The sequence below is a fragment of the Ruegeria sp. CG3 genome, assembly GCF_056537205.1.
The window spans coordinates 1,730,211-1,748,058 of the sequence record NZ_JBQFRC010000001.1; the positions used below are offsets into that span (position 1 = coordinate 1,730,211).

The following is a 17,848-nucleotide window of genomic DNA, read 5'->3' on the forward strand; positions in this document are numbered from 1 at the left end:
ATTGAAAGGGGAATGTTTCCTTCGCGGTCGCGTTCCCCTCCCCGGCAATGCCTTCAACGCTGTGCCTCAGCCCATTTGGGGTGAATCCATGGTCGGCCATTGGCCCGGGGCAGCGGGTCTTTGCCCAGCAAATGATCCGACATCTTTTCGCCCACCATGATCGACGGCGCGTTCAGGTTGCCGTTGGTGATCTGCGGGAACACCGAGCTGTCCGCCACGCGCAGCCCATCCACCCCGATGACTCGGCCCCGCGGGTCGACGACCGCGTTCGGATCGTCCGCCCGCCCCATCCGGCAGGTGCCGCAGGGATGATAGGCGCTCTCGGCATGTTCGGCGATGAACGCGTTCAGTTCTTCGTCGGTCTGCACGTCAGCGCCGGGCTGGATCTCCTTGCCCGCATAGGGCTTGAACGCGTCCTGGCCGAAAATCTCGCGGGTCAGGCGGATGCAGGTGCGGAAATCCTCCCAGTCCTGCTCGGTACTCATGTAGTTGAAGCGGATCACCGGCGCGTCCTCGGGCTTGGCAGAACGCAGCGTCACAGCCCCGCGCGAGGGGGAGCGCATCGGCCCCACATGCGCCTGGAAGCCGTGCCCCTCGGCTGCGGCCTTGCCGTCATAGCGCACAGCGATGGGCAGGAAGTGGTACTGGATATCCGGGTACTCGACCCCCGGCTTCGACCGGATGAACGCCGCGCTTTCAAATTGGTTCGACGCGCCAAGGCCGGTCTTGGTGAACAACCACTGCGCCCCGATCAGGCCCTTGCCGAACAGGTTCCAGTATTTGTACAGCGTGATCGGCTGCAGCGAGGTCTGCTGGATATACAGTTCCAGGTGATCCTGCAGGTTCGCCCCCACGCCGGGCCGGTCGGCGACCACGTTGATGCCGTGCTCGGCCAGATGCGCGGCGGGTCCGATCCCCGACAACATCAGAAGCTTGGGCGAGTTGATCGACGAGGCCGCCAGCACCACCTCGCGCCGGGCGCGCACGATCTGCGTTCGGCCACCACGGATCAGTTCGACCCCGGTTGCGCGGCCCTCCTCGATCACCACGCGCGTGGCAAGGCCCCGTACGATATCGCAGTTCGGGCGTTTCAGCGCGGGCTTCAGATAGGCATTGGCCGCCGACCAGCGCCGCCCTTTCCAGACGGTCTGCTCCATCGGGCCGAAGCCTTCCTGTTTCTCGCCGTTGTAGTCATCGGTCAGCTCGTAGCCGGCCTGCCGCCCGGCCTCGACGAAGGCCTTGAACAGCGGGTTCTTGCGCGGCCCCCGCGACACATGCAGCGGGCCATTGGTACCGCGCCATTTGGGGTCACCACCATGGCCGCCGTCGTGCCAGCTTTCCATCCGTTTGAAATAGGGCAGAACATCCGCAAAGGACCAGCCATCCGCGCCCATATCGGCCCAGGTGTCAAAGTCGCGCGCATGGCCGCGCACATAGACCATCCCGTTGATCGAGGACGACCCTCCGATCACCTTTCCGCGCGGGCAGGCCAGCCGCCGGTTGTTCAGGTGGGGTTCGGGCTCGGACTGATAGCCCCAGTCATAGATCGGCATGTTCATCGGATAACTCAGCGCCGCCGGCATCTGGATGAACGGCCCTGCATCGGTGCCGCCATGCTCGATCACCAAAACCGAGGCCCCCGCTTCGCTCAGACGATAGGCCATCGCACATCCGGCGGATCCGGCGCCGACGATGACGAAATCTGCTTCCATGGTCGTGTCTCCATTGGCCCCGACCGGTGGCGCGGGATGTCCCGTGCGTTGCCACCGGTGGGCGTATCTTCAAAGTGTGAAAGAGGTCATTCGCCGCGCGGGAAGCGCTGGTTTTCCTCGAGGTTGTCCAGATTCATGTGGTTGCGCATGTAGCGCTCAGACGCTTGCTGCAGCGGCTGATAATCCCACGGGTAATAGCCGCCCTGCCGCAGCGCCTCGTACACGACCCAGCGCCGCGCCTGGCTGGCGCGCACCTCGGCGTCGAACCGGTCTAGATCCCAGCGCGCCTCGGACTTGGCGCGCAGGGTTTGCAGCGTGCCGGCGTGCTCGGGCTTGTCGGCCAGGTTCTCCAACTCGTGCGGGTCGGCCTCGAGGTCGAACAGCTGATCGGGGTCCAGCGCGCAGCGGTTGTATTTCCACTTGCCATAGCGCATCGACACCAGCGGGGCATAAGACGCCTCGGCCGCGTATTCCATCAGAACCGGCGCCGTGCGCTCGGTGCCATTGGCCAGCGGCACAAGGTCCTGCCCGTCCGTCCATGGGGCAATCTCCGACATGTCGATGCCCGCCAGCGCGCCCAGCGTCGGGGTCACGTCGATGGTCGATACCGGGGTGTCGATGCGGCCGGCCGGCAGGTCCGGCGCCGAGATCATCAGCGGCACCCGGGCCGAGCCTTCGTAGAAGTTCATCTTGAACCAAAGGCCCCGCTCGCCCAGCATGTCGCCGTGGTCGGAGACGAAGAGGATGGTCGCCTCCTGCCGGGTGGTCTCCAGCACTTCGAGGATCTCGCCGATCTTGTCGTCCAGATACGAGATATTGGCGAAATAGGCCCGGCGCGAGTGGCGGATGTCTTCTTCGGTGATGTCGAAACTGCGCCAGTCATTGGCGTCGAAGATGCGCTGGGAATGTGGATCTTGGTTTTCATAGCCCAGATCGCCGACCTCGGGCAGTAGGTGCTCGCATTCCTCGTAAAGGTCCCAGTATTTGCGCCGCGCCACATAGGGGTCATGCGGGTGGGTGAAGCTGACGGTTACGCACCACGGGCGGTCATCCTTGCCACGGGCCAGATCATAGAGCTTGGCCTTTGCGTGATAGGCGACCTCGTCGTCATACTCCATCTGGTTGGTGATCTCGGCCACGCCTGCCCCGGTAACCGAGCCCATGTTGTGGTACCACCAGTCGATGCGCTCGCCCGGTTTGCGGTAATCCGGGGTCCAGCCGAAATCGGCCGGATAGATGTCGGTGGTCAGGCGGTCCTCGAACCCGTGCAGCTGGTCCGGGCCGACGAAATGCATCTTGCCCGACAGGCAGGTGTAATAACCCGAGCGGCGCAGGTGGTGGGCATAGGTGGGGATGTCGCTGCGGAACTCGGCCGCGTTGTCATAGACGCCCGTGCGCGAGGGTAACTGGCCCGACATGAAGCTGGCCCGCCCCGGCGCACACAGCGGTGAGGCCGTGTAAGCGTTGGCAAACCGCGTTGACCGCGCCGCCAGCTTCTTGAGGTTAGGCGCGTGCAGCCACTCGGCGGGACCGTCGGGAAAGAGGGTACCGTTGAGCTGATCCACCATCAGGATCAGAATGTTGGGTCGTGTCATTTTTCGGCCTCAAGCAAGGTCGTCAGGACGCGCATGGCGTGGGTAACCGCCAGTTGCGGTTCCTCGGGCGCAGACAGAGCGGCGCGGATATACAGACCGTCGATCAGGGCGATCATGTTCTCGGCCGCTTCGACCGGGTCCTTCATCAGCGGGCGCAATGCGTGGATCAGGTTGGACCGAATCCGCGCCTGATAGATCTGCCAGAGGCGCAGCGCGTCATCGTTGGTCTGGGCCAGAACGTAAAAGGTCATCCACGCGGCGATCACGTCGGGCGTAAAGCAGGACGGCGCGAAACAGGCGCGGATAATGGCCTGGGCGCGCTGGTCCGGTGCCGCGGCTTTCAACTCGGCCCGGGCTTCGGCACCGAAATCGCCAAGGATGCGCCGCATCGCCGCCAGAAAGATCTGGTCTTTCCCCCCGAAGTAATGGTGAGCGAGGGCGCTGGACATGCCGGCGCGTTTGGCGATCTGACTGACGGTTACATCCAGAGACTTCTTGGACCCCAACTCGGCAATCGTTGCCCTGACGATCGCATCGCGCCGGATCGGCTCCATTCCGAGTTTTGGCATAACCGCCCCCAAACCTAGTCTCAACAGAACAAACGCTAAGGGCTTTTTATTGACTCGTCAATCAATAACGTTGCCCTTGGGGGCGCCGGGGCTTTTACAGCTTGGGGGCAAGGCTTGGAGGGGTCAAGCCACTGCGGTTCAGGACGGCCTCGCGCCAGGTTATGAAACTGACCGCTGCGAGGATCAGCGTCCCCCCGGCCACGACCCAGATATCGATGCCCTCTTGAAACACGAGCGCACCCAGAAGCGTGGCCCAGATCAGCTGCAAGAAGGTGACCGGCTGAGTCACCGCGACGGGTGCAGCCTGCAAAGCCAAGGTCATGAAATAGTGCCCCGCCGTTGCAAAACTGGCGATCATGAACAGCACGCCGATGTCGCGCTGGCTGGGCGGAGTCCAGACGGCGATCGCAAAAGGGATAAGAAACAACGTCGTCCAGATCGACAGATGCGCCACAACGACCGAAGGCCGCACGTCCTGCACCATCGCTTTGGCCAGCAGGTACGAACCCCCCAACATCAGCGAGGTGCCCAGCATCGCCAGATGTCCGGCGGAAATCTCGCGGAACCCGGGTCGTAGAATGATTACAGCGCCCACGATGGCGACAAGCACGGCCGCGATACGGCGAAAGGCCATCGTCTCGCCCAGAAAAAGCGCGGCGCCCAAGGTCACATAGACCGGCGTCAGGTAGTTCATCGCAGTCACTTCCGCCAGCGGGATACGGGTCATCGCAAAGAACCACAACATGACCCCGACCGCATGTATGGCCCCACGCAGTCCAAACAAGGCGATATGCCGGCGGGTCAGATGCGTGGTCAGGATCGCCCGCATGGCTGGCAGCAGAAAGACCAGCCCCAAAGCATAACGCAGGAACGCAGCCTCAATCGGATCCATCGAGGTACCCAGAGATTTGACCAAGGCTGTCATCGCCACAAAGGACAGCCCAGCGCTGAACATCCAGAACATTCCGGCAAGCGGGCGGGATTGGGTGGCGATCGTTGTCATGGGTCCGGTTGAACACGGAAACCCGGCGACGAACAAGCCTCTACATTGCGACCAGCTTCCAGGCGATCGCCAACATGACGATACCGATCAGCACATCCAGCACCTGCCATGCCCTGGGCCGGGCGAAAATGGGAGACAGCACCCTGGACCCATATCCCAGAGAGAAGAAGAAAACGAAACTGGCGGACATGGCACCGATGGCGAAACCCATCCGGTCTTCATACTGCGCCGAAATCGAACCGATCAGCACCACCGTGTCCAGATAGACGTGCGGATTGAGCCAGGTGAAGGCCAGAACGGTCAGCAAGGCCGCGCGCAGACTTGTACGCTTTGCCTCTCCGACCTCAAGCGCGGCGCCGCCGCGCCCGGCTGACGCCAGACTGCGCAGCCCGTACCACGTCAAGAACAGCGCGCCGCCGTATCGCATCATCGGCTCGAACCACGGCGCCGCAGTTGCCAGGCTGCCGAAACCCGCGACACCTGCGGCGATCAGAATGGCGTCCGACACGGCGCATGTCAGGCACAACACAAAAACATGCTCGCGCCGGAGCCCCTGCCTGAGGACAAACGCGTTCTGAGCGCCGATTGCCAGGATCAAACTGAAGCCAAGCGCAAAGCCGGCGATGACGGATGTAGACATGGACCCTCCTGTTCAAGTCCGTTGACTACGCGACAGATACACATGTATCAAATTAAAGATAATGAGCTATAATTAGATTTTCTAATGCACTTGGACCCACATCACCTGGCCGCGCTGGCCGCTATTCTGCGGAATGGCAGCTTTGACGCCGCCGCCGCGGAACTGGCGGTAACGCCATCTGCGATTTCGCAACGGATCAAGGCGCTGGAGGATCGGGTCGGCGTATCGTTGATTCACCGCGGCACGCCCTGCACCGGAACCCCGGCTGGCTTGCGGCTTGCCCGCCATGCCGAAGACATCGGCCTGCTTGAGGCGCAACTCAATCGCGAGCTTTCGCTGGAACAGGGCACAGGCCCCACCCGGGTCAGGATCGCGGTTCCGGCGGATGTTCTGTCTACCTGGTTCATAGACGCGATGGCAGCCGTTGGTGATATGCTGTTTGACCTTGTGATCGACGATCAGGATCACTCGGCAGAATGGCTGCGGCGCGGGGATGTCAGCGCCGCCATCTCGGTCGGCGGGCAGACCGTCCCTGGATGCGATTCCATTGCCCTCGGCACGCTCAGATACCTGCCGACGGCAAGCCCCGAGTTCATGGCTCGTTGGTTCTCTGGCGGAGTGAATGCTCAGAGCCTGTCGCAGGCACCCTGCCTGACCTTCAACAGTAAGGATGCCCTGCAAAAGGCCTGGATCCATGCGCAAACGGGTAGCCGGCTGTCTCCGCCGACCCACTTTCTGCCCTCGTCTCACGGGTTCGTAGCCGCTGCTGCCGCAGGTTTGGGTTGGGGGATGAACCCCGCGCATCTGGTCCAAAGCGCGATCGCGGATGGCCGTCTGCGCGAGCTTGTGCCCGGCACCCCGCTGGATGTGCCTCTGACCTGGCAGGTCGGGCGTATCCTTGCACCGGCGCTTTCACCGTTGACGCGAGCGGTCCGGAAAGTTGCGGCGCAGGTGCTGGCAAACCCGTAACCCCATGCTGTGATCGATGGCTCAGGTGGCGCGTTCCGCATCCTTCGGCTGCGGCGTGACCAGACGATAGCATGCGATTGCGGACCAAAAACTGCACAGGGTGAGGAATGCGACGGCCAGTGCGACCTCGTTCATATGCGCAACCGCCGCCAACCCGGCCGACCCGACAATCGCCACGAGCCTGCAAATGCTCTTGATCGCGGCAGATGCCTTGACCCGCTGTTCCTTGGGCGCGGTGTCGATGAAATACAGCTTGCGTGCACTGCCGATGCCGGTTGTCGCGACGGTCGCCACGAACAGGGCGATCGCGTGCAGGTGAACGTCGTGGTCAAGATGCAAATAGTGAACCGCAACCAGAACGACGCCCGTCACCCCCACCATCAACGACCCGGCCACCATGACCGCCCGGTGTGATTTCATGTTCACGAGCTGCCACAGGGGCGCGGCGACCAGATAGCCGGTCGCCGACGAAATGATCAACGCCGTCAGCCCTTTGGCCGATCCATGATGCGCCTCGGCTGCGATCAATGCAAAGAACGGCACCGACAGAGAAACCCCGACCAGCGGCAGCCGCATGGTCAGATACCGCCGGAACCAGGCGAATTCGAACATGGCCCGAGCGTCCGACAGGAACTGCCCTGCCGCTCGACGACCGGTTTGAGCCTGGGGTTGCGACCGCGACAGTTCCGCAAGGGCAAGAATGGACAATCCGGACAGCACAAAGAACCCGGCAGACACCGCGATCACGGTCGAGTGACGCGAGAATGGCGGGTTGTCCGAAGTCAGATGATGCAGCGTCAGTGTCAGCCCGATGGCCCCAAGCCCCCCTGCCCCCAGTTGAAGATAGCTCATCCAGATCCGGGATTTCGAGCGCAGGTGATCCCCCCAAAGGTCAGTGAACATCAGCGCCTGGACCTCTTCGATCATGCCGATTGCAAAGAAGGCTAGGACGAAAGCCGCAGCCACCACGGGCGAGCCCCCGATCGCCGCAACCACGATGGCTGCCAGAAGGCACGCACCAATCGCGACCTCGGTCAGGGCAATGGAACGTTTCTTCTGCTGCTTCGCGGACACAGGGACCGCAAAGAACATGTCCGAAATCATGTTGCCTGCCTGACGCACGGAAACCAGCGCCCCGGCAAGAAACATGGGCATCTCCAATGAGACCGCCAGAAACGGCAAGACGATCGAAGGGCTGCCCATCGTCCACGCGACCTGGGACAGCACGCTTTGGCTTGCCAGAACCGGCACATTTCGCCGCTCCAATTCCGTGGATTTGCCTGTCATGTCCTGTCGTGCCGGCCCCGACCTGTCTGTCGCAAGGTCTCTGCCAGCTCCTTTGTGCGCGGTTCAACCCTAAGGGTATGCGCAGGACCCATATGCGCCAAGGACCAACTGCGACGCAGGCAAAAAAAGAAACCCGGCCGTGTTCGGCCGGGCTCCAAAAACAACCGAGTGCGACGCTTAGAGTTGCGCCATCACCTCGTCGGTGGCCTCGAAATTGGTGGTCACGCGCTGAACGTCGTCATCGTCTTCTAGCGCCTCGACCAGCTTCATCAGGCGCTGCATGTCCTCAAGGCCCAGTTCGGTGGTGGTCGTGGGTTTCCACACCAGCTTGGTGGATTCAGATTCACCCAGAGCCGCCTCGAGCGCACTGGACACTTCGTTCAGGTCGGTATCCGCACACCAGATGATATGACCGTCTTCCGAGCTTTCCACATCCTCGGCCCCAGCCTCGATGGCCGCCTCGAAGATCGTGTCGGCATCGCCCGCCGATGCGGGATAAATCACTTCGCCCTTCCGGTCGAACATGAACCCGACCGAGCCGGTCTCGCCCAGGTTTCCGCCATTCTTGGAAAAGGTCGAACGCACGTTCGACGCAGTGCGGTTGCGGTTGTCGGTCATTGCCTCGACGATCACGGCCACACCGTTGGGACCGTAGCCTTCGTACCGGATTTCTTCGTAATCCTCACCGTCGCCCGCCTGGGATTTTTTGATCGCGCGTTCGATCACGTCCTTCGGCACCGAGTTCGACTTGGCCTCTTTGACCGCCAGACGCAAGCGCGGGTTCTTGTCGGGATCCGGGTCGCCCATCTTGGCGGCCACGGTGATCTCTTTCGACAGCTTGGAAAACAGCTTGGACCGCGCGGCGTCCTGGCGCCCCTTGCGGTGCTGGATGTTGGCCCATTTGGAATGGCCTGCCATGTTGCGTCCTCGTAATCGTGATTGCGTATTCGGCGCACATATAGACGTTTGCGGGGCAAAGGATCAAGACACCCGCTTGCTCGTGCAGTCAGCGCGTTTATGGTGGCCCAATGACGACAGATCAGATCATTCTCTTTGCACTCTTTATTACCGTATTCGGTCTGCTGCTGTGGGGTCGGTTCCGCTATGACCTTGTGGCGTTTGCCGCCTTGATGGTCGGCGTGATACTGGGTGTTGTGCCGGTTGACAAAGCCTTTGCCGGGTTCGGCCATCCGGCCACGATCATCGTGGCGCTGGTTCTTGTGGTCTCGGCCGGGCTGGTGCGGTCGGGCGCGGTGTTCCTGATCACCCGCACGCTGGTCGATGCCTCGCGGGGCCTCGGCGCGCATATCGCGCTGATGGGCGGGATCGGAGCCGTACTGTCCGCCTTCATGAACAACGTGGCGGCGCTTGCGCTGCTGATGCCTGTCGACATTCAGACCGCGCGAAAGGCCGGACGTTCAGTTGGGCTGACGCTGATGCCGCTGAGCTTTGCCACCATTCTGGGCGGCATGGCCACCTTGATCGGCACACCGCCCAACATCATCATCGCGTCGATCCGGCAGGAAACCCTGGGCGAGCCGTTCCACATGTTCGATTTCGCCCCGGTTGGCGGGCTGGCGGCCATCGCGGGTCTGGCCTTTGTCGCCCTGATCGGCTGGCGGCTGATCCCCAACCGCGGCGAACAGACCGAGAGTTCGGAAACGCTGGCGGAATATATCGCTGAACTGACAATCCCGGCCGAGTCTCCCCATATCGGCAAACGCGTCGCCGAATTGGACGAGGTGGCCGAGAAATCCGACGTCGCTATCATCGGCCTGATCCGGGACGGCAAGCGCCGCTATGGCCGCGCGGCAAACGCGATTCTTCAGGAAGGCGACGCGCTGGTGCTGGAAGCCAGCCCCGAGGCGCTGGACGAGTTTCGCGCCGCGCTGAACCTAGATTTCTCGGATGCCCGCCGGCAAGAGCTGCTGACGGCTGCTGGCGACGGGTTGGAAGTGATCGAAGTCGTCGTGCCCGAAAGCGCCCGCATCGCGGGTCGCACCGCGCAGGGGCTGGGGCTGGCCTGGCGGCAGAACACGATCCTGATGGGCATTTCCCGCCAAGGCCGGCGCATCACCGAACAGGTCCGCAAGACCGAGGTACAGCCGGGCGACATCCTGCTGTTGCTGTGCCCGCGCGACCGGGGCGCGGACGTGACCGAGTGGCTGGGCTGCCTGCCTTTGGCCCAACGCGGCCTGAACGTGACCGCCAATGACAAGGCGTGGCTGGCCATCGGCCTGTTCGCCGCTGCCGTGCTGGCGGCCAGCATCGGGCTGATCTACCTGCCGATCGCACTGGGGCTTGTGGTGATCGCCTATGTGCTGACAAAGATCATCCCGATCACCGAGATCTACAATCAGATCGAATGGCCAGTCGTGGTTCTGCTGGGATCGATGATCCCCCTGGGCAGCGCGCTGGAAAGCTCGGGCGGGACGGAACTGATCGCGAATGCGCTGGTTCAACTGACCGACGGCCTGCCAGCCTGGGCCATCCTGACGGTTCTGATGGTTGTGACCATGACGCTGTCGGACGTGCTGAACAACACCGCAACCGCCATCGTCGCCGCGCCGGTCGGCATCCAGATGGCGCGCACGCTCGAGGTTTCGCCCGATCCGTTCCTGATGACGGTGGCGGTGGCTGCCTCGGCGGCGTTCCTCACCCCGATCGGGCACAAGAACAATACGCTGGTGCTGGGGCCTGGCGGCTATCGTTTTGGCGACTATTGGCGTATGGGCCTGCCCCTGGAAATTCTGATCGTGGCGGTTTCGGTGCCGGCGATCCTCGTGTTCTGGCCGCTGTGAGGGCTTGCGTGACCGCCGAACCGCGCGCTAAGGGCAGCGCATGAAACGCTTTCTGATCCTGCAGCTGCGCCCCGAGACCGATGCCTCGGACGCCGAATATGCCTCGATCCTGAACCGGTCCGAGCTGACGCCCGAGCGCACCCACCGCATCCGTCTAGATTGCGAGGCCCTGCACGAAGGTCTTGACGTGACCGACTATGCCGGCGTGATCGTCGGCGGCGGGCCGGGCTGCGTCAGCGACGACCCGGCCAGCAAATCTCAGATGGACGCCCGGATCGAGGACGCGATCATGGGGCTGATGCCGCAGATCACGGCGCACGATCATCCTTTCATGGGCTGCTGCTATGGCCTGGGCATATTGGCTGCGCATCTGGGCGCGCCGGTCAGCAAGGACCGTTATGGCGAGCCGGTCGGCCCGTCGCGCTGCCACCTGACCGAGGATGGCGCCCGCGACCCGCTGACAGCCGGTCTCGAGCCCGAATTCGATGCCTTCGTCGGCCACAAAGAGGCGGTGCAGGCCCTGCCCGAGGGCTGCGTACATCTGGTTGCATCAGACCCCTGCCCGCTCCAGATGATCCGCTGGGGCCAGAATGTCTATGCCACGCAGTTCCACCCCGAAGCCGACGCCAAGGACTTTGAACAGCGCATCCACATCTACAAGAACCACGGCTATTTCCTCCCCGAGGACGCCCAGCCGCTGATCGAACGCTGCCATGCCGCCGAGGTTACGCAGCCCGGCGAAATCCTGCGCCGTTTCGCCCAGCGCTTCGGGTGACCCAACGGCGCGGTTGCCTGACCGGGGACCGCCCGCTTAGGTTGGGCTGAAACGACTTTGGGAGGGGTTGTTTTGGATCTTCTGATAAACGTGGGCCTGCCGGTTTCGCTGGCCATCATCATGCTGTCTCTGGGTATCGGGCTTGAGGTGGCAGATTTCCGGCGCGTGATCAGCCGGCGCTATCCGTTTGCGATCGGCGCGGTCTGCCAGGTCGTTCTGCTGCCGGTCGCGGCCTTTGCCACGGTCAAAATGTTCGCCCTGCCGCCGGCAATTGCGGTCGGGTTCATGCTGCTCAGCTTTTGCCCGGGCGGCGTCACCAGCAACATCCTGTCGAAACTGGCGAAGGCCGATGTGGCGCTGTCGGTCAGCCTGACGGCGGTGATCAGCCTGCTGTCGATCGTCACGGTGCCGGTTCTGGCGGCCTGGTCGATCGACCACTTCATGGGCGAGGACGCACCTGAAGTGTCGATCAGCGGTCTTGCGCTGGCGATGTTCCTGATCACTACACTGCCCGTCGCCATCGGCGTTGGCCTGCGCCATTTTGCAACCGGTTTTGCCAACCGGATCGACGGCCCCCTTTCCAAACTGGCCACCATCCTGTTCGTGTTGATCGTGATCGCCGCGCTGGCTGGAAACTGGCAGCTGTTCGTCGACAATCTGGGCATCATGGGCGCCGGGCTGATCTCGCTGAACCTCGCGCTGCTGCTGATCGGATTGGGGCTGGCGCGGGCGGCGAAACTGTCGTGGAATGAGGCCAAGACCATCTCGATCGAAACCGGCATCCAGAACTCGACCCTGGGCATCACGCTGGCGGCCCTGATCACCGGAACCGAAAGCGGCTTCAGCCCGCTGGCCCTGCCCTCGGCCGTCTACGGGATCACCATGTACGCCGTCGCGATCCCCTTCATCGCCTGGTACCGCAACCGCTGAAAGGACAGAGCATGACCGAAAACACTGCTGATGCGATCGTCGTGGGCGGCGGGCTGGCCGGCCTGGCCGCGGCGGCCGAACTGGGTGACCGCGGCAAAAAGGTGATCGTGCTGGATCAGGAGCCCGAGCATTTCCTGGGCGGTCAGGCTTTCTGGAGCCTGGGCGGCCTGTTCATGGTCGACACGCCCGAGCAGCGCCGCATGGGTATCCGCGACAGCCGTGACCTGGCCCTGCGCGACTGGATGGGCAGCGCCCAGTTCGACCGGGACGAGGACGCCTGGCCCCGCAAATGGGCCGAGGCCTATGTCGAGTTCGCCGCCGGCGAGATGCGCCCCTGGCTGCACCAGATGGGCCTGCGCTGGTTTCCCGTGGTCGGCTGGGCGGAACGCGGCGGGTCCTATGCCGACGGTCACGGCAACTCGGTCCCGCGGTTCCACATCACCTGGGGCACCGGTTCGGGCGTGCTGGAGCATTTCATCCGCCGGGTCCGCGAGCATGTCGGCACCGGCCTGATCCAGTTGAAGTTCCGCCATCAGGTCAGCCACATCATCATGCAGAACGGCGAGGCCAAGGGCGTCTCGGGTGAGGTTCTGGCCGATGACGCGGCCCCGCGCGGCGCCAAGACCAACCGCGACGAGGTGGGCGAGTTCGAGGTCTATGCCCCCTCGGTCATCGTCACATCAGGCGGGATCGGCGGCAATTTCGAGATGGTGCGCCGGAATTGGCCCCACGACCGTCTGGGCGAACCGCCCAAGGACATGGTGGCGGGTGTGCCTTTCCATGTGGATGGTCGGATGATCGCAATCAGCGAAAAGGCCGGCGGTCACGTCATCAACGGCGACCGCATGTGGCACTACACCGAAGGCGTGCGCAACTGGGATCCGATCTGGCCCGACCATGGCATTCGCATCCTGCCCGGCCCCAGCTCGATGTGGTTCGATGCGCGCGGCAACCGGCTGCAGCCCCCCTACCTGCCCGGGTTCGATACGCTGGGCACCCTGCGCGAGATCCTGAAAACCGGCTATGAATACAGTTGGTTCGTTCTGACTCAGAAGGTCATCAAGAAGGAATTCGCCCTGTCCGGGTCTGAACAGAACCCCGATTTCACCTCGGGCAGTTGGAAGGAGGTCATCCGTCAGCGGGTCCTTTCGGGGTCGAAGGCCACCGGGCCGGTCGAAGCGTTCAAGGAAAAGGGCGAGGATTTCGTTGTCGCCAACACGCTTACCGAACTGGTGAACGGGATGAACCATCTGGGCGGCGGCCTGATCGACGAGGCACATCTGCGCGCCCAGATCGAAGCCCGCGATTCACAGGTGGACAATCCGTTCTCGAAAGATGCTCAGATGATGGCGATCCTGGCGGCGCGGAACTATCGCGGTGACAAGCTGATCCGCACCGCCAAACCGCACAAGTTCCTTGATCCGAAAAACGGCCCGCTGATCGCGGTCAAGCTGCATGTGCTGACCCGCAAGACGCTGGGTGGTTTGCAGACCAATCTGGACAGTCAGATGATCGGGGCGGACGGCCACATGGTGCCCGGCCTGTTCGCGGCCGGCGAAGTCGCGGGTTTCGGCGGCGGGGGCTATCACGGCTACAACGCGCTCGAGGGCACGTTCCTGGGCGGATGCATCTTCTCGGGCCGCAATGCCGGGCGGTCGAGGGCCGTCGCCTGACGGCCCTTGGGCATTATTGGTCGCGGCGGAACTGCAGAACCGGTTCACCTGCCGCATCGAGAAGAACCAGAGTGTCCCCGCGCTGAACAAAGCTTGCGACCTTTGGGAGAGCGGCAAGGAATTCCCGCTCAACCTCGTCCAGCGGCGGCGGGCAGGCCATCAGAGTGGCGGCCATGTTGTCGGGGAAGGAAATCGACTTGCCCGATATCTCGGCCTGTCCGCTGAACCGGTTGCAACCGCCTGTTCCCCCAAAGGCTCCGCCCTCGGCAAAGGTAATCTGCGGGCGTTTCTCGGTGTCCAGCGCAACGCCGTTCACCTCGGTTGCGGTCCATTGCGTGTTCTCAAGCATCGCCGCACCCCGTTCCTGCACCTTGACCATGACCAGATCGACCGAGTTTCCGGCGTCGTTGGTCAGAACCGGGTAAGCGGTATCGGTGGTGAACAGCAGCTTGCCGTCCTGATGCACCGAGGCTCGCACCACATAGCGGTGCCGATCCTGAATCAACGCGTCGTCATAAGTCAGCTCGAACTGGGCAGGCACGCCCGTCAAAGCATAGCGCTGCGCAGCCAGCGTGACGGCTGGCGCGTCAGCCAGTGAAACGTCCTGCAGTTCGACGAACAGGGTTGCCCCGGGCGGAACCGCGATACGTTCGCGATATGTGGCTGTTCCCTCGACGGTCCCCGCCTGGGCGGCGCCCCACACGGCTGCCCACAACGCGGTTCCTGCCAGCAGGCTTTTTGCGGTTTGCATTGTCCGATCCCTTTGTCACCAGTTTCCAGCACAAAAGATCGGGACATCAGCGCGATTTACAAGGTTTTTCAGTTCCAAACGGCAAATTCGTGCCGGAGATCAAAGCGGCCAGAGGAACGGGATGATCAGCGAAGCCAGCAATCCAACCGTCAGGTTCAGCGGAATCCCGACCTTCATGAAGTCCGTGAACCGGTACCCACCCGGGCCGTACACCATCATGTTGGTCTGATACCCGATCGGCGTCGCAAACGAGGCCGAGGCCGCAACCATCACCGCCACCACCAGCGGCCGCGGATCCACCCCCACAGCCTGTGCCAATCCGATGGCGATTGGCGTGACGACAACCGCCACCGCGTTGTTCGAGACCAGTTCGGTCAGCACAGAGGTCAGTAGATAGATGGCCCAGACGATGAGGAACGGCGGCAGGTTGGCAAAGGACGGTGCAATCGCGTTGGCGATCAGGGTGACGGCACCCGAGCTGTCCAGCGCAGCCCCGATCGCCAGCATGGCAAAGATCAGCGCTAGCAGACGGCCTTCGACAAAGGAAAACGCCTCGTCCGCGTCGATGCATCGCGTCAGCAGCACAACCGCAACCGCCAGAATCGACAGCAGGAAGATCGGCGCCACGCCGAGCGCCGCCAACACCACGATCCCAATCAGCGCAGCAATCGCGATCGGAGCATGACCGCGCCGGAAGGCGCGGGCCGATGGCTGGGTGACGTCGACCATGTCCATGTCGGCAGCCAGTTTGCTGATATCGGCCGGCGAGCCTTCAAGCAGCAGCGTATCACCAACCCGGACGACCAGATCGTCAAGTTGCCCCCCGATATTCTGATTTCGTCGGTGCACGGCCAAGACGTAAACCCCATAGCGACGACGCAGCCGCAACGCACCCAATGTGCGCCCGACCATGCGACAACCGGGGGTGATCAGAACCTCAACCGTACGTGTTTCGACCGCCGAAACTTGATCAACGCGCTTGAGTTCCTTGTTGCTTTGCAGGCTCAGCAGCTCGGTCATTTCCGTGCGCAACACCACGCGGTCACCGACCTTCAGTTCGACCCCTTTCAGGTTCCGCCGCAATGACTCGTCGCCGCGGATCACGTCGATGAGCCGCACACCCGGACGTTTGAACAGCTGCACGCCGGTCACTTCACGGCCAATCAGGTTGCTGTCGGGCGGAATGACCGCCTCGGTGAAGAATTTCATCTTCGACCGATCGCTGAGCATGGTTGCCATGCTGTCACGTTCGGGCAGAAGGCGCGGCGCGATGAAGCGCAGGTAAATCATGCCGTAAATGACAAGAATGATGCCCAACGGCGTGACCTCGAAAATCGTGAAGGCCGGCAGGCCCTGTGCCCTTGCCACACCATCGACCAACAGGTTCGTCGAGGTTCCGATCAGGGTCAGCGTCCCGCCGAGAATCGCAGCGTAGCTGAGCGGGATCAGCAGCTTCGACGCTGAAATATTCAGCGTGCGGGCAATCTGGATGAACACCGGGATCATCACGACGACGACGGGCGTGTTCGACACGACCGCCGAGGCCAGGACGACAAATGCCATCAGCAAACCGATGGCAATGCGCGGGTTTACCTGCGCCTGTTTCTGCGCCGTCGCTGTAAAGGCGTGCAGGGCACCGGTCCGGACGAGGGCGCCCATGATGATGAACATCGCCGCGATGGTCCAGGGCGCCGGGTTCGACAGAACCGCCAGTGCGCTTTGGTAGGGAAGCACGCCGGTGACCAGCATCACCGAAACGCCGCCTATGGCAACGACCTCGGTCGGATAGACCTCGCGCATGAACATGATGAACATGCCCGCAACAACCGCCAGCGCAAGTATCGCGCTGCCCATATCTGACAATTGAAGGAGTTGCATTCGTGGTGTTCTGTCCGAAACCTGTCCCGGCCCAAGCGCCTGTGGATCAGTTTCACGTATTGCAGGCCGCAGAGCAAGCCTGACGTGCGTTCACGGTGCTGCCTGCTGCAGGCGCCCGCCAACCCGGACCATGCTGATCGTCTTGGCTTGCCCGTCACGGTCATCAGTTTCTACGAAAACGCCGCTAAGCGTCGCTTCGCCATTGGCCGGGGTGAACCGAGCCTTGGGCATCCCCGTGATGAAGCGGCGCATCGGCTCCTGCTTGTCCATTCCGATCACCGAGTCATAGTCGCCGCACATGCCCGCATCGGTCAGGTAAGCGGTACCGCCGGGCAGGATCTGGGCATCGGCGGTCGGAACATGGGTATGGGTTCCCACGACAAGGCTGGCGCGTCCGTCGCAGTAGTGGCCCATGGCCATCTTCTCCGAAGTCGCCTCGCAATGCATGTCCACGATGATGGCCTGCGCCTGACCGCCCCGCGGGTGGGACTTCAGGATCGGTTCCACCGCCGAGAACGGATCGTCGAACGGCCGTTTCATGAACACCTGTCCCAGCACCTGAACCACCAACACCTTGCGTCCGCCCGGCGCGGTGAACAGTCGATGTCCGCGACCGGGAGCACCCTTGGCGAAATTAACAGGGCGCACGATCCGGGGTTCGCGTTCGATGAATTGCAGCATGTCTTTCTGGTCGAAAGCGTGGTCGCCCAACGTCAGACAATCTGCGCCTGACTCCAACAGCAGCTTGGCATGATCGCCAGTCAACCCCATGCCGTTCGAGGCATTCTCGCCGTTGACCACCACGAAATCCAGCCGCCACTCGTCGCGCAGACGGGGCAGATGCTGTTGAACGGCGGCGCGGCCCGCGCGCCCCATCACGTCACCCAGGAACAAGATTCTCATATCGTGGTCCTAGGCCCTGCAAACGGCAATAACAAGGCGGAACGATGCAATTCGCGGGCCGCATGCGGGTTGAATTCCGGTGGAAACCTGCAATTCTGGCGCAACCGGTTTTTTCCCTCGGAGATTTCGATGAAACGCATAGTCCTGACCGCAACTGTCTCTCTCGCTATATCGGGCGGCTTTGCTCACGCGACGACCAAGACCACAATGGCAAATCCGGCCGCGACCTTCTGCATCGAAAACGGCGGCGAATATCAGATCCGCAAAAACACCGATGGATCGGAATACGGCGTGTGCATCCTTGAGGATGGAACCGAGGTTGATGCCTGGGACTATCTGCGGAGCCACTTTGAGAACTGACG

16 protein-coding genes are annotated in these 17,848 nt (G+C 62.6%); 6 read left to right on the plus strand and 10 right to left on the minus strand.

Annotated elements, in window-relative coordinates; genetic code table 11:
- Positions 1–53: 53 nt before the first annotated feature.
- The 5 genes from betA to ACR0NB_RS08575 form a co-directional block, all read right to left on the minus strand.
- Complete coding sequence (betA, locus tag ACR0NB_RS08555; RefSeq protein ID WP_480775413.1) at positions 54–1,712, minus strand: choline dehydrogenase; 1,659 nt, start codon at positions 1,710–1,712, stop codon at positions 54–56.
- Between the two features lie 86 nt (positions 1,713–1,798).
- Positions 1,799–3,307 (minus strand): choline-sulfatase, encoded by a 1,509-nt coding sequence (gene betC / locus ACR0NB_RS08560; RefSeq protein ID WP_480775414.1) that lies wholly within the window; start codon positions 3,305–3,307, stop codon positions 1,799–1,801.
- The gene (betI, locus tag ACR0NB_RS08565; protein WP_170420352.1) at positions 3,304–3,876 is read right to left on the minus strand and encodes a choline-binding transcriptional repressor BetI; all 573 of its coding nucleotides are present in this window, start codon (positions 3,874–3,876) and stop codon (positions 3,304–3,306) included. The genes betC and betI overlap by 4 nt, the downstream gene beginning before the upstream one ends.
- Before the next feature lie 94 nt (positions 3,877–3,970).
- Entirely contained in the window at positions 3,971–4,879 is a 909-nt protein-coding gene (locus ACR0NB_RS08570; protein ID WP_480775415.1) for a DMT family transporter, read from the minus strand.
- A 40-nt stretch (positions 4,880–4,919) separates the two neighbouring features.
- Positions 4,920–5,519, minus strand: a complete 600-nt coding sequence (locus ACR0NB_RS08575; RefSeq protein WP_170340781.1) for a LysE/ArgO family amino acid transporter — start codon at positions 5,517–5,519, stop codon at positions 4,920–4,922.
- Between the two features lie 84 nt (positions 5,520–5,603).
- On the opposite strand from ACR0NB_RS08575, the gene ACR0NB_RS08580 reads away from it, so the two are divergent.
- A complete protein-coding gene (locus tag ACR0NB_RS08580; RefSeq protein WP_480775416.1) occupies positions 5,604–6,488 on the plus strand; it encodes a LysR family transcriptional regulator ArgP in 885 nt (294 codons plus the stop codon).
- Positions 6,489–6,509: 21 nt separating this feature from the next.
- On the opposite strand, the gene ACR0NB_RS08585 is transcribed toward ACR0NB_RS08580, so the two are convergent.
- Together ACR0NB_RS08585 and ACR0NB_RS08590 are read right to left on the minus strand one after the other, a co-directional pair.
- Positions 6,510–7,775 carry a permease gene (locus ACR0NB_RS08585; protein ID WP_480775417.1) on the minus strand — a complete coding sequence of 422 codons (1,266 nt, stop codon included), beginning with the start codon at positions 7,773–7,775 and terminating at the stop codon, positions 6,510–6,512.
- 177 nt (positions 7,776–7,952) lie between these two features.
- Complete coding sequence (locus tag ACR0NB_RS08590; RefSeq protein ID WP_170340180.1) at positions 7,953–8,693, minus strand: YebC/PmpR family DNA-binding transcriptional regulator; 741 nt, start codon at positions 8,691–8,693, stop codon at positions 7,953–7,955.
- A 110-nt stretch (positions 8,694–8,803) separates the two neighbouring features.
- Between ACR0NB_RS08590 and ACR0NB_RS08595 the strand changes: the two genes are divergently transcribed.
- From ACR0NB_RS08595 to ACR0NB_RS08610, 4 genes are all read left to right on the plus strand, one after another.
- The gene (locus ACR0NB_RS08595) at positions 8,804–10,576 is read left to right on the plus strand and encodes an SLC13 family permease (protein WP_480775418.1); all 1,773 of its coding nucleotides are present in this window, start codon (positions 8,804–8,806) and stop codon (positions 10,574–10,576) included.
- Positions 10,577–10,616: 40 nt separating this feature from the next.
- Entirely contained in the window at positions 10,617–11,351 is a 735-nt protein-coding gene (locus ACR0NB_RS08600) for a glutamine amidotransferase (protein WP_480775419.1), read from the plus strand.
- Positions 11,352–11,423: 72 nt separating this feature from the next.
- A complete protein-coding gene (locus ACR0NB_RS08605; protein ID WP_480775420.1) occupies positions 11,424–12,281 on the plus strand; it encodes a bile acid:sodium symporter family protein in 858 nt (285 codons plus the stop codon).
- Between the two features lie 11 nt (positions 12,282–12,292).
- Positions 12,293–13,954: an FAD-binding dehydrogenase gene (locus tag ACR0NB_RS08610; RefSeq protein WP_480775421.1), complete on the plus strand. Its 1,662-nt coding sequence runs from the start codon at positions 12,293–12,295 to the stop codon at positions 13,952–13,954.
- Positions 13,955–13,967: 13 nt separating this feature from the next.
- On the opposite strand, the gene ACR0NB_RS08615 is transcribed toward ACR0NB_RS08610, so the two are convergent.
- The 3 genes from ACR0NB_RS08615 to ACR0NB_RS08625 all read right to left on the minus strand — a co-directional run bounded on the left by ACR0NB_RS08615 (position 13,968) and on the right by ACR0NB_RS08625 (position 17,486).
- Positions 13,968–14,705 carry a YbaY family lipoprotein gene (locus ACR0NB_RS08615; RefSeq protein ID WP_170369502.1) on the minus strand — a complete coding sequence of 246 codons (738 nt, stop codon included), beginning with the start codon at positions 14,703–14,705 and terminating at the stop codon, positions 13,968–13,970.
- A gap of 99 nt (positions 14,706–14,804) precedes the next feature.
- The gene (locus ACR0NB_RS08620; RefSeq protein WP_170365626.1) at positions 14,805–16,583 is read right to left on the minus strand and encodes an SLC13 family permease; all 1,779 of its coding nucleotides are present in this window, start codon (positions 16,581–16,583) and stop codon (positions 14,805–14,807) included.
- A 90-nt stretch (positions 16,584–16,673) separates the two neighbouring features.
- Positions 16,674–17,486: a TIGR00282 family metallophosphoesterase gene (locus ACR0NB_RS08625; protein WP_170357221.1), complete on the minus strand. Its 813-nt coding sequence runs from the start codon at positions 17,484–17,486 to the stop codon at positions 16,674–16,676.
- A gap of 129 nt (positions 17,487–17,615) precedes the next feature.
- Here ACR0NB_RS08625 and ACR0NB_RS08630 point away from each other — a divergent pair, with 129 nt between their 5' ends.
- Positions 17,616–17,846: a putative hemolysin gene (locus ACR0NB_RS08630; RefSeq protein WP_217354725.1), complete on the plus strand. Its 231-nt coding sequence runs from the start codon at positions 17,616–17,618 to the stop codon at positions 17,844–17,846.
- Positions 17,847–17,848 lie beyond the last annotated feature (2 nt).